This is a genomic window from Thermaerobacillus caldiproteolyticus, from assembly GCF_013761245.1.
In the GTDB taxonomy this organism is placed as follows: domain Bacteria; phylum Bacillota; class Bacilli; order Bacillales; family Anoxybacillaceae; genus Thermaerobacillus; species Thermaerobacillus caldiproteolyticus.
The window spans coordinates 63,597-76,117 of record NZ_JACDUT010000005.1 but is presented as its reverse complement, the minus strand read 5'-3'; the positions used below and the strand labels follow the sequence as shown (position 1 = coordinate 76,117).

Below are 12,521 nucleotides of genomic sequence, written 5' to 3'. Positions count from 1 at the left end.
GGATGTCTCATTAATGAGACATCCCTTTTTTCATCATCGCTATTTGTTTGTAAAATAATTTCATTACTTCGGCAAACAGTTCACTAAGTTGAACAAAGGAATGGTATACATCATAACGTTCGAAAACGAACTGTAGGCGCTCAACACAGTTGATCGGCTTAAGCGGTAATTTACTCACTTCTTGTTCCCAATGATTCACATTTTTCGTTCTCGTCCCATTTAGCCAAAAAAGGCAAACCATCAAATACGATAAAGCCCGGCGCATCGGTTCGCGTGCTGCTTTGCGATCGCGCTTGGCAAAACATTGTTGTAAAACGGTTTCTTCTTCTTTCCACAACTCCAATACAGCAGGAATCGACTGTTCACTATGTTCCCATGGTTTCCATACGCTGTCGTTTGTCGCGATAAGATCGTAGTAAAAATAAGTCTGCTTCATCATCATCGGAAACGGAACGTCCGGTTCTTCTTCGATTATTTCGTTTCCTTCAAAAAATAACGGATGAACAAACTCATTTGGCACGCGCACGACTCTCACCTCGCTGCCGCATTCGTTTTTTTCCTTCTCGACATAAGTCAAACAGCGGACAGCGGTCACATTGGGGAGCTTGCGCTTTACAATGGTAACGGCCGAAAAAAATCATACGATGATGCGTGATCGACCATTCTTCTTTTGGAATTTTGCGCATTAACGTCTCCTCAACTTCAAGCACGGAGTCTTTCCAGCGACAAAAGCCAAGCCGCTTACTGACCCGTTCGACATGCGTATCAACGGCAATCGCCGGAACTCCAAAAGCCACGGATACTACAACGTTCGCTGTCTTTCGTCCGACCCCCGGTAACTTCATCAGTTCATCGCGATCGTTTGGAACTTCCCCGTTATAGTTTTCTAACAAGATCGCACATAATTTTTGAATATTTTTTGCCTTGTTTCGATATAGGCCGATTGAGCGAATATCTTGTTGCAATTCCTCAAGCGGAACAGCCAAATAATCCTCAGGTGTTTTGTATTTCTCAAATAAATGTTTCGTTACTTTATTGACCAACGCATCCGTACATTGCGCTGATAATACAACAGCAATTAACAATTCGAACGGGTTCTTATGCACTAATTCGCAATGGGCATCAGGAAACATCTCTCCCATTTTATCCAAACAATAACGAATTTGTTGCTTGGTAAGCAAACCTCTTCCTCCTTCCTTTTCGCATAGAAAAACGAGAGACATCGCCTCTCGCTTACGATTCTAGCCAATTGTAAAATGGAATCGTTTGTTTATACTCGCTCTGTGGCGGTTGCGTTGTTTTCGTCGTTTGTTGATGTTTGCGAAATTTTTTTCCGTAATTTTGCGCTTGCTCAATCGTGCGAATGCCGTTCTTTTTCCATTCAAATAAAATACGGTCAATATAACGGAAATTTAACTTTCCTGATAACACCGCTTCTCGCAGCGCCGCCTTAATAATGACAGGATCGTGCCCATCTTCGTCCATCCACATCGCTAATGTTTCACATTCAAACGGAGAAAGCGGTCGGCCAAACTCTTGTTCAAATATGGTATATAAACTTTGTTCTTCTTCTTGCCGCTCTTTTTTCTCCTCTGTAAGCGACTGCGCAAGCAAATAATGAACAAGTTTTTCCCATAGTGGCTTGAGCGAATACGTTTCACTGCGGACCGCTTGCTCATCTACTTGCTCTTCGATTGAGATAAATCCTTTTTGCAATAACTTTCGTAATGTTTCCATACATTGTGCCGGTGTTAAGGTCATTCGTTCTGCCAATTCGGCAGGGGTTGGAAACCATATCCCCTCTTGCATAAATGAATGCATATGTAATAGCGCCATAAATTCCACTTCAGACAAACCGAGCTGTTTATAATGCTGTAACAGTAACTTGGGAATTGCAACACTTCCTTGCGCAAGCCATTCCGCTATTTTTCCTTTATCCATAGGAATACACCTCAAATATAGTATAACATAAACCGATAAAAAAACCCCCTACATGGGGGATTTTCTTATGGGTAAAGGCGATTTAACAAACGAGGGAACGGGATCGTTTCACGGACGTGTTCCACTCCGCAAATCCAAGCAATTGTCCGCTCTAATCCCAGACCGAATCCAGAATGTGGAACTGAACCGTATTGACGTAATTCCAAATACCATTTATATGCTTCGAGCGGCAGGTTATGTTCTTCTAATCGCTGTTTTAACAAATCGTAGTCATGAATGCGTTCAGAACCGCCAATAATTTCTCCATAGCCTTCCGGAGCAATTAAGTCCGCACATAAGACAACTTCAGGGCGATTTGGATCCGGCTGCATATAAAACGGCTTTAATGTCGTCGGATAGTGAGTAATGAATACCGGTTTGTCGAAACTTTCAGCAATGGCCGTTTCATGCGGAGCACCGAAATCATCTCCCCACTGAATGTCGTCGAAACCTTTTTCATGAAGGAGCTTGATCGCTTCATCGTATGTGATGCGCGGGAATGGCGGTTTTACAAGCTCGAGCTTAGATGTATCACGTCCAAGCGTTTTCAATTCAAGCTGGCAATTTTGCAAAACAGATTGAACAATATGTGATACATACTCTTCCTGTACTTTCAAGTTGTCTTCAAACTCATAAAACGCCATTTCCGGCTCGATCATCCAAAACTCGATTAAGTGACGGCGCGTTTTTGATTTTTCCGCACGGAACGTTGGACCGAACGAAAATACTTTACCAAGCGCCATTGCCGCTGCTTCCATATAAAGCTGGCCGCTTTGGGAAAGGTACGCATCTTCATCGAAGTATTTTGTGTGGAATAATTCTGTTGTCCCTTCCGGCGCACTACCTGTTAAAATTGGCGGGTCAACTTTTACAAACCCGTTGTTGTTAAAAAATTCATATGTAGCACGAATTACTTCATTGCGAATTTTCATAATAGCATGTTGCCGCTTCGAGCGAAGCCATAGATGACGATTATCCATTAAAAATTCAACGCCGTGCTCTTTTGGTGTAATTGGATAATCAACCGCTTCATGAATAATTTCCAAGTTTGTTACTGATAATTCATAACCGAATGGAGAACGTTCGTCTACGCGAACTGTTCCCGTCACATACAAAGATGTTTCTTGTGTAACCGATTTTGCAATTTTAAAAACTTCTTCGGTCACTTGCGATTTTTCGACAACTCCCTGAATAAAGCCCGTACCATCACGGAGTTGCAAAAACGCGATTTTTCCGCTTGAACGCTTATTCGCAAGCCAAGCACCGATTGTTACTTCTTGTCCTACATATTTGCTTACTTCTGCAATTGTTGTCTTCACGTACAAGTCCCTCCAAAAATCATCGCAAAACTATGCTATGTACATAATTCATATTATACCTTTCGACAAAAAATGAAGCAAGAACGAAAAGCGGCGGTACTCCCTGCTTAGCAAAGAAATAAAAAATTGACAACTATGAATTTCTTGAAAAGATCAAATCAGGAATTAGAAAACAAAAGGAAAGCATATAATGAAAAATGACGAAACAAACGTATCATTTCCAACAGACAGTACCACTGCTCAATAATGTTCGAGAATGTACAAGAAACATTGGAAATATAAACCATTTATTCTTCTAATAAAAAAATTCAAGCCAATCCGATGAGTACAACTAACCTTTCATGACGAATCGGCAAAAACCTCTTCCGAAGCATAAAATAGGGTTCGAAGAAATGAAACAACCTTTCAGAGGAATCTGTTGAGACGGTTTTTCTCTCTCTAAAAAGCAAAGATGTTCAAATAAACAAGAGGACAGGGATTAGCCCCCGTCCTCTTACATCGCATTCTTCGCTCGGTATTAGGGAGTTTCAACTAATCCCGACCTTTTTTCTGAGTTTTCTATCGGTTCAATCATCTACCGCTTAGTAGGAGCATGAACACACGCGATCCAGCGACCTATCAGACTACCTAGGTAAAATTTCTTCTATCCACTTCATTTTCTCAATACCGCTTTCAGCAATAAAAATTAGCTTATCGTGCAAATTCATCCAATGACATCTAATCCTTTGACATTCATGTTCTCAACTCAAAAGCAACCGTACCCGCTTTCTGGGCTTTTTGCTATTCTTTACCTTCAGCTTTTACGTTAGATGCTTCCTCCCTTTATCCTTAGCGATTTATTTTCTGTTCCATAAATTGCTTCATTCTCTCTACCGCTTCTTCCAGCAACTCAAGCGAAGTTGCATAAGATAAGCGGACGTTATCCGGAGCACCGAAGCCGGAACCCGGTACAAGTGCTACTTTTGCTTCTTCTAACAGCGCTTCGACAAATTCATCGACTGTATGGTAGCCAGCCATGTTTGCCGCTTCACGGGCATTTGGGAACAAATAAAACGCTCCTTGCGGTTTTACACATGTAAATCCTGGAATTCGAATTAATTTTTCATAAATGATATTGAGACGTCCCTCAAATGCTTGGCGCATCTCTTCAACTGGTTCTTGCGGTCCGCTGTAAGCAGCAATCGCCGCATATTGCGCGATCGATGTCGGGTTTGACGTACTATGACTTGCTAAGTCTGTCATCGCCCGAATGATCTCTTTATTCCCTGCCGCATAACCGATGCGCCATCCTGTCATCGAATGTGACTTGGACACACCGTTAATAATAATTGTCTGTGCTTTTAATTCTGAGGAAAGCTGAGCGATTGATACATGTCGATGATTTCCGTAAATCAATTTTTCATATATTTCGTCGGAAATAATCAGAATATCATGTTGTAAGCAAATGTCTCCAAGTGCCTTTAGCTCTTCTTCCGTATAAATCATACCGGTCGGGTTGCTTGGCGAGTTAACGATCAGCGCCTTTGTCCGTTCCGTAATCGCGGCTTTTAACTGCTCTGGAGTAATTTTAAATTCGTTCTCTTCCCGCCCTTCGACATAGACAGGTACACCGCCAGCGAGTTTGACTTGTTCTGGATAACTAACCCAATATGGCGTCGGAATAATGACTTCATCGCCTTCATCTAAAATAACTTGGAATAATGTATATAACGCATGTTTTGCACCGATACAAACAATGATTTCCGATGGTTCATAGGTAAGTTGTTGATCCTCTTGAAATTTTTTGATGATTTCCGCTTTTAATGACGGCAATCCGCCTGATGGCGTATATTTCGTATGCCCTTCATTCATCGCTTTCACAGCAGCATCGATAATATGTTGCGGCGTATTAAAATCAGGTTCCCCCGCTCCTAAACCGATTACGTCGTAGCCCGCTGCTTTTAGTTCTTTTGCTTTTGCTGTAATCGCCAACGTTGTCGAAGGTGTGAGTGATGAGACACGTTTCGCTAAGTTCATAATTCCTTTCCCCCTACAATAATTATTGTTGAAAACTGTATCTCTTTAGGAATGTACCGTCTTCAAAGCTTAAATAGTAAAATGAATAACGGTTATATTCGTCAATATATGTTAACTCCCAAAGAGGTACTCCCTTTTCCATACCGGGTTTGACAGAGATAAGACGCTTCGGATTGCGTTCTTCTTTCAGTTTAGAAACGGCTTCCTTTTCTGTTATTCCACGATCTGCTCGTTTCACGACTACATGCCCTTTCTTTTCAGGAACCCAAACAATATATTTTTTGCCATTCCGACCGGTGCCAACAAAAACAACATAGGCTTGTTCTCCATAATATGTATAGACTCGGTCAATATCGGTAAATGCGACCTCACGCTTAGCACGTTCTAGTGCTTTGGATTGCAATGACTGTTTCGTCTCCAATGCTGCATGATAGACGCTTATCGCTTGCCAAATAACGCCGCACAACAAAATGAGAAACAATATACCCCACTTTTTCATCGCCATCACATCTTCTTATGTACGATAAATCGTAAAAATTGCTTGATTTTGATCTTTTTCGTCCAACGCTAAGCCGAACATTAAATCATCTTTTTTTAATGTCCGATTTAAACAATCCACGATTTTATATAGGTCTGGTGAGTTCTGGATTTTTACGGTAGCTAATACTTCTATTTTGCTTTCCATTACACAGTTTCCCCCTATATGCCACAAATTTTGTTACTTATATGAGCATGGTCCAAAGGCAACAATACAAATACAACAACCTTATGTTGTATCTTCCCACTATTATAACAGGTTCGCCGTTTCATTTCATAAAAAAATTATCCCGCCTACACCGGAAAAAGAAAAACGAAAGCCAAAACACCTAAGCCAGCCGTTCCAAAAAATGAAAGCGAGCCGATCCGCCGACAACCTGCAGCATCTCCTTAATGCTGCAGGTTGTTTTCGTTCAAAAAGTGATGATTTTATAATGAGTGAGATTGCATTTAATCATCATAATCCCTACTTTGTCAATTTGATAAATATCGATCCATAATTGATAAAGTTTTTCTAGAAGATGTTCATTTGGATGAATTCCTTGTTTAGGAAAAATAATCGCCGCTTGCGGATCAACGCGTTTTAAAAACGCCGTGCTTAAATGATCATGTTTCGCGAAATTAGCGACTTTTAAAATGTTAACATTTTTAAGCGGTATATGGATAAGGCTCTTTACAACAGCAGGCTGATCACTCGCCATATACAACATGCAAAGACGTCCATATTGAAATCGTAATGTCAATGCACCATCATGAACATTCAGCACGTCTGCTGTTACATTGGGCAAAAGCAGATGGCGTTCTCCTTCCTTCCAAACCGTTGTAACCCCTTTTTGATTCTTCCCGGCTATGACTTCACGAGCGCCGTATTTTTCTTTGTAAAATGCAAAAGAAGAAGAAATATCTTTATCATTATTCGTCAATAAAATTTTGTTAATTTTTCGAACGTGAAGCCTCTCTAACCATGTTTTTATCTGCTTTATGCTTCCTCTTCCTCCTGTATTGATCAACACCGTTTGCCCGGAAGCATTTTTCACAAGCATTGCCTCCCCGCTGGCCACCGGAAGGCAAACAAAGGCAAGCGCCTCTTCCTCAAGCTGTAAGTCGATTTTCTTTACCGTCTCATCGAATGACTCCTCAGCAAATATTCCTAATGACCATGAAGCAAGCAATGACCAAGTGAGTAGAAAAAGTTTCAACGGCGCCATCTCCTAGTTAGCCAATTCTAGCTATAGATTGTGTCGTTTGGCGCCAATTTATCACAACCACTCTTTAAGTTTTTGCAAAAGCGATTCAAGCGGCTCTTCGTAAACGGAAACGGGCGGCAATGAAGCTAAAAAGTACTTTCCGTACGAAGCAGAAGTGAGCCGTCGGTCAAACACAAAGACAACACCTTTATCTTTACTTGTACGAATGAGTCGACCAAACCCTTGCTTAAACCGAATAACCGCTTGTGGCAGTGATAAATCATAAAACGGATTACCGCCACTGGCACGAATTTGTTCGCTTTTTGCTTCGATGACAGGATCATCCGGTGGAGCAAAGGGTAAACGCACAATAATGACAATCGATAATTGCTCCTTAGGCAAATCAACGCCTTCCCAAAAATTGCTTGTTCCAAATAATACCGCTTTGTCGAACTGTTGAAACGTTTTCGTGAGCTTCGCGGCACTTCCACCTTGCATTCCTTGGGCAAGAAGTACAAATGTTTCATCCTTATTTTTGTCTTTCAGAGCCGAGGCCGTTAATTTTAACAGTTCATATGATGTAAATAAAACAAGCATTTTTCCGTTCGTGCTATCAGCAATTTGTAAAATATGATCAGCCACGGCATTGGCATAATCCTCTATGGAAACAGCAGAAATCGCTGGTACATCGCTAGGAACCATTAGTTTTGCCTGATGTTCATAAGAGAACGGAGACGGAATGGCGCGACAAATAGGATAAAAATCTTCTAATCCGAGACGCGACATGATGTAAGTAAAGTTGTTATTCATCGTCAATGTCGCTGAAGTTAACACAACGCTTTTCTTCTTTGCAAATAATTGGTCAGCAAAAAATTCTCCCAATTGAATCGGCTGGGAGTAAATCGTTGTTGCATTCGCAGCCCCTTTTGCCTCTGCTTCAATCCAGCGTACAACCATCGGATCATCAGCTTCAAGAAGATGGTGTAACGATCGGATTAGTTTTTCAAATAAAGAAACATCCGTAAAATAATGATGATCTGACTGCGAATTGAATGGTTGAAAAAGGGTATACAATTGATTTGTGTACTCCACAAGCTGTGACGTATGGCCAAGCACACGCCATAGCAATTCTTGAATGGCTTCCCACTGACGACCATGTTCTTTTTCCGGCTGAAAACGATAGCGACACCGTCCTGTTATTTCATTCGTTTTTCGTACTAAGGCATAGCGACGAATCATGCGAAATAATTCATCACATTCAAATTCAAGATCCGTAATGATTTGATCACAGCGTGCAAAGTACGTGTCGGCATCTATCCCCTGCTGTTTAAACCACTGATTGAGTTTATAAAGTGAGCCATCCTCATGTGATTTTCCCATTCGCGTTAATAATAAACGAACGGTCACATAATCGACTTGCTGCCCAAAATAATGAGACGCGACTTCCTCTAAATGATGGGCTTCATCAATCACGATGTGTTCATACTCGGGAATGAGCGGTGTTGAAGCCGTTACATCTTGTAATAAAAAAGCATGGTTCGTAATAATGAGATGCGCTTCTTTCGCTTTTTGTTTGGCACGAATGAAAAAGTTGTATTTTTCTTCCCTGCTCTCTTCATCCATTTCCAAAGATGTCCAAAATAGTCGGCCGCCCGATGACAAATTAAGTTCATCCATATCTCCCGTCTCCGTTTGCGTTAACCATACAAGAAGCTGACACTTCATTAAAACGACATCATAATTTTTATTTTCGTCGTGAAGAAAGGAAATAAACTTGTTAAGGGAAAGGTAATTTCGCTTTCCTTTCAATACAGCGACTTGAAACGGAAACGGAACGATTTTTCTTACTAAAGGAATATCACGCTCGACTAGTTGTTGTTGCAGCTGCAATGTATGGGTGCTAATGACGACACGCTTTTGCTTTTCATAGGTAAAAAAAACGCTTGGAATTAAATACGCGAGGGATTTGCCAATGCCCGTTCCTGCTTCGATAACTGCATGTTGCGATGTTTCAAGCGCTTCATGAACAATTTTCATCATTTCCCATTGTCCATCTCGCTGTTCATAATCCGCGAGTGGAAGCGTATGGGACCCTTCCAAAAATCCGGAAAATGACATCGTATCATTAGCCCATGTTTGCTGTTTTGACACTGAAGTCGTTGGTTTTTTCAGCGCGATTCCACGATAAAACATATATGAGCGCTCATCATGTAACGATTTCATTTTTTCCATAACCATCGCTTCAAGTAAAGAAGACAAATCGCTATGTAAGTCTCGCGATAATCGCTGCAATTGCTGCAAGGTTACAAGCGGCAATGCGCGCAATTGTTCAAACAATGCCAATAATAATTTTGCGGTCACTTCCGCGTCGCTATCGGCTTGATGCGGTTGTGTATGAGCGATTTGCAACTTTTGAGCTAACTCATTCAATTTATAACTAGATGAAGTGGGAAAAAGAATGCGTGCCAACTCCACAGTGTCAATCGTCGGTCCAGAAAATAAAGGAAGCCCTGCCATTTTTAATTCTTCTTGTAGAAACATTAAATCAAACGAGACATTATGGGCAACAAAATAAGCTTCTTGCAACGTTTCAACGAGCTTAGGCGCCACTTCCGCAAATACGGGAGCATGTTTGACCATTTGTTCATCAATATTTGTAAATTGTTGAATAAATGGCGGGATATCGCGTTCTGGGTTAACAAAGCTCGAGAATCGTTCGATAATTTGTCCATTTTCAATGACAATCATTCCAATTTGAATAATGCGATCTCCCTTTTTTGGTGTATTCCCTGTTGTCTCTAAATCTATGACAACAAATCGTTCGTTCATTGTTTCACCTCAATACACAGAAAAACGTATAGAAGGGGCTTTCTCTTTTGAGAAACAGCCCCCTTTTGTCATTCTCCGTTACGATTGTTTCGTTACTCTTATATCTCAAACCAGCAAGGCAGGCAAAGAATCTTTTTCATTAAACGTTAGACACGTTCGCCCTCGCTTTTCTGCGTCGTTCAGTTTAGAAGCTAGTTACACCAAACCAACCCCTTCAAGGTGACAAGCACCTCTCTAGGTGAAAAACGCATGGCTTCAAGAGCTCATCGCGCTACCTCTTCTTTTCTTATAAAATCGTGTTGGCTGGTTCTTCGACAATTAATTGTTGAATGCGATTTTGCTCGTCCATAATCGCAATTTTAGGACGGTGTTGGGCAATTTTTTCCTCTGGAATAAGCGCGTACGAAATGACGATAATAATATCATCTTTTTGAACGAGACGTGCTGCCGCACCGTTTAGGCAAAATACGCCGCTGCCACGTTCACCGGGAATAATATATGTTTCAAAACGCGCCCCGTTATTATTGTTAACAATTTGCACTTTTTCATTAGCAACCATGCCGACTGCATCTAAAATATCTTCGTCAATCGTAATGCTTCCAACATAATTTAAATTCGCTTCGGTTACGCGGGCACGATGAATTTTTGCATTCATTAATGTTCGAAACATACAAGGGACCCCCTAAAATAATATGAATGAAATGTATAAATCCATTAATTCACGTCAAGTGTTATATTATCAATGAGACGTGCATTTGTAAACCGTACTGCAAGCGCAATGATAATCCTACCCGACAACCGTTGCAGCGGTGTCAAGTCAGGGTATGAATACACTTCTACATAATCAATGACCGCATGCGTGTTTGTTTTGATATGATCCTCAATGAGTGAACAAATCGCAGCAGGATTGCGTTCTCCGTTTTCAATCGCTATCTTTGCCTTTTGTAATGCTTCGTATAAAGCAGGAGCTTCCTTCCGTTCTTCATCAGATAAATAGACATTGCGTGAGCTTTTGGCAAGCCCGTCTTCTTCACGAACAGTCGGAACAGAAATTAATTCAATCGGAAAATGAAAATCACGAATTAACCCATCAACAACAGCTACTTGTTGAGCGTCCTTCATTCCAAAATACGCACGAGTTGGCATAACAATATTAAATAATTTCGTTAAAACTGTTGCTACTCCATCAAAATGTCCTGGTCTCGATTTTCCACAAAGCACATCGACACGTTCTCTAACGACAACTTGCACGCTTAATGGGCGCGGATACATTTCAGTAACGTCAGGATAAAAAAGCACATCAACTCCGGCCTCTTGAGCGATTTGTTCATCGCGTTTGATATCGCGCGGATACCGTTCAAAATCTTCATTTGGACCAAATTGAAGCGGATTTACAAATACGCTCAATACAACAATATCATTTTGTCGACGTGCCTCTCGTAACAGCGTTGCATGCCCTTCATGCAAATATCCCATCGTTGGGACAAAGCCGATCGTTTTTCGTTCGAGACGATATTCGTTCATTATTTTCTGCATATCGCTTATTTTAGTTATGACTATCATTGTTGTCTTCCTCCATACAAAGCAATCCACTCTTCTTCTTTCATCGTAAACATATGAGAAGCTTCAGGAAATTGTCGCAGTTTCACGTCAGCCACATAATTAGCTAACGCCTCGGTGATAATGTCTTGCACGTTGACGTACATTTTTGCAAATTTCGGTATTCGCTCAACCCCATATCCAAGCACATCGTGATAGACGAGCACCTGACCATCGACTTCGTCTCCCGCCCCGATGCCAATTATCGGAATGGACAACTGTTTCGTTATTTCCGCGGCAATTTGTTTTGGGACACATTCTAATACAAGCGCAATGGCTCCAGCTTGCTCACATAATTTGGCATCATTCATTAATTTACGGGCGCTGTCAGCATCTTTTCCTTGTACTTTATAACCGCCAAGCACCCCAACCGACTGCGGAGTAAGTCCGAGATGGGCAACAACAGGGACTCCTGCTTGTGTCAACGCACGGATGACATCAACGACTTGATCGGCCCCCTCTACTTTTACCGCATTCGCACCGGATTGCTGCATGATTCGTTGCGCATTACGGAGTGCATCTTCCATTGATAAATGATAAGACATAAACGGCATATCCGTAACGATAAACGTATTTGGCGCGCCGCGACGCACTGCTTTCGTATGATGAATCATATCTTCGACCGTGACAGGAATGGTGGAGTCATATCCTAGCACGACCATCCCAAGCGAATCTCCGACAAGAATCATATCGACCTGCGCTGCTTCAGCTAATTTCGCTGACGGAAAGTCATACGCTGTCAGCATAACAATCGGCTCATTGTTTTGTTTCATTTTCAAAAAATCCGTTTTTGTTTTCATCTTATGTCCCTCCTCTTTTGTTGCAGAGGAGATGAATCACCGAACAAAAAAACCTTCTTTCTCTACCTTGAGAAAGAAGGACACAAGACACCTATCGGTTGAGTTCATCCCTCTGTCCCAGTCCTTCAACGGATCAAGGCAGATTGTTTCACCATCTGTTTTCGCTTCAAGTCGGTGCAGTTCTTATCAAAGATACTGCCCTTTTTCGGAATGCGCGAAGCTATCCTTACCGCTTCCGTTCGTATTTTAACAAA

Annotated in this window: 12 protein-coding genes; all 12 read right to left on the bottom strand. The window is 41.4% G+C overall.

Annotated features, from left to right (window positions below; translation table 11 throughout):
* Positions 1-10: 10 nt before the first annotated feature.
* Positions 11-535, bottom strand: a complete 525-nt coding sequence (locus HNR31_RS09020; RefSeq protein WP_258561038.1) for a YpoC family protein — start codon at positions 533-535, stop codon at positions 11-13.
* Entirely contained in the window at positions 510-1,181 is a 672-nt protein-coding gene (gene nth / locus HNR31_RS09015) for an endonuclease III (RefSeq protein ID WP_181555935.1), read from the bottom strand. The genes HNR31_RS09020 and nth overlap by 26 nt, the downstream gene beginning before the upstream one ends.
* A gap of 52 nt (positions 1,182-1,233) precedes the next feature.
* Positions 1,234-1,941 (bottom strand): DnaD domain-containing protein, encoded by a 708-nt coding sequence (locus tag HNR31_RS09010; protein ID WP_181555934.1) that lies wholly within the window; start codon positions 1,939-1,941, stop codon positions 1,234-1,236.
* A gap of 65 nt (positions 1,942-2,006) precedes the next feature.
* On the bottom strand, positions 2,007-3,299 hold the full coding sequence (asnS, locus tag HNR31_RS09005) for an asparagine--tRNA ligase (protein ID WP_181555933.1): 1,293 nt from the start codon (positions 3,297-3,299) through the stop codon (positions 2,007-2,009).
* Between the two features lie 828 nt (positions 3,300-4,127).
* Entirely contained in the window at positions 4,128-5,315 is a 1,188-nt protein-coding gene (locus HNR31_RS09000; protein WP_181555932.1) for a pyridoxal phosphate-dependent aminotransferase, read from the bottom strand.
* Between the two features lie 22 nt (positions 5,316-5,337).
* A complete protein-coding gene (locus tag HNR31_RS08995) occupies positions 5,338-5,814 on the bottom strand; it encodes a cell wall elongation regulator TseB-like domain-containing protein (protein WP_181555931.1) in 477 nt (158 codons plus the stop codon).
* A gap of 15 nt (positions 5,815-5,829) precedes the next feature.
* Positions 5,830-6,000: a YpmA family protein gene (locus tag HNR31_RS08990; protein ID WP_181555930.1), complete on the bottom strand. Its 171-nt coding sequence runs from the start codon at positions 5,998-6,000 to the stop codon at positions 5,830-5,832.
* 265 nt (positions 6,001-6,265) lie between these two features.
* On the bottom strand, positions 6,266-7,051 hold the full coding sequence (locus HNR31_RS08985; RefSeq protein WP_181555929.1) for a ComEC/Rec2 family competence protein: 786 nt from the start codon (positions 7,049-7,051) through the stop codon (positions 6,266-6,268).
* A 60-nt stretch (positions 7,052-7,111) separates the two neighbouring features.
* Positions 7,112-9,868 (bottom strand): ATP-dependent DNA helicase DinG, encoded by a 2,757-nt coding sequence (gene dinG / locus HNR31_RS08980; RefSeq protein ID WP_181555928.1) that lies wholly within the window; start codon positions 9,866-9,868, stop codon positions 7,112-7,114.
* A gap of 286 nt (positions 9,869-10,154) precedes the next feature.
* Positions 10,155-10,538 carry an aspartate 1-decarboxylase gene (gene panD, locus HNR31_RS08975; protein ID WP_181555927.1) on the bottom strand — a complete coding sequence of 128 codons (384 nt, stop codon included), beginning with the start codon at positions 10,536-10,538 and terminating at the stop codon, positions 10,155-10,157.
* Positions 10,539-10,582: 44 nt separating this feature from the next.
* Positions 10,583-11,431 (bottom strand): pantoate--beta-alanine ligase, encoded by an 849-nt coding sequence (panC, locus tag HNR31_RS08970; RefSeq protein WP_181555926.1) that lies wholly within the window; start codon positions 11,429-11,431, stop codon positions 10,583-10,585.
* Positions 11,428-12,267, bottom strand: coding sequence for a 3-methyl-2-oxobutanoate hydroxymethyltransferase (gene panB / locus HNR31_RS08965; RefSeq protein ID WP_181555925.1), 840 nt, complete (start codon positions 12,265-12,267; stop codon positions 11,428-11,430). Before panB ends, panC begins: the two co-directional genes overlap by 4 nt.
* Positions 12,268-12,521 lie beyond the last annotated feature (254 nt).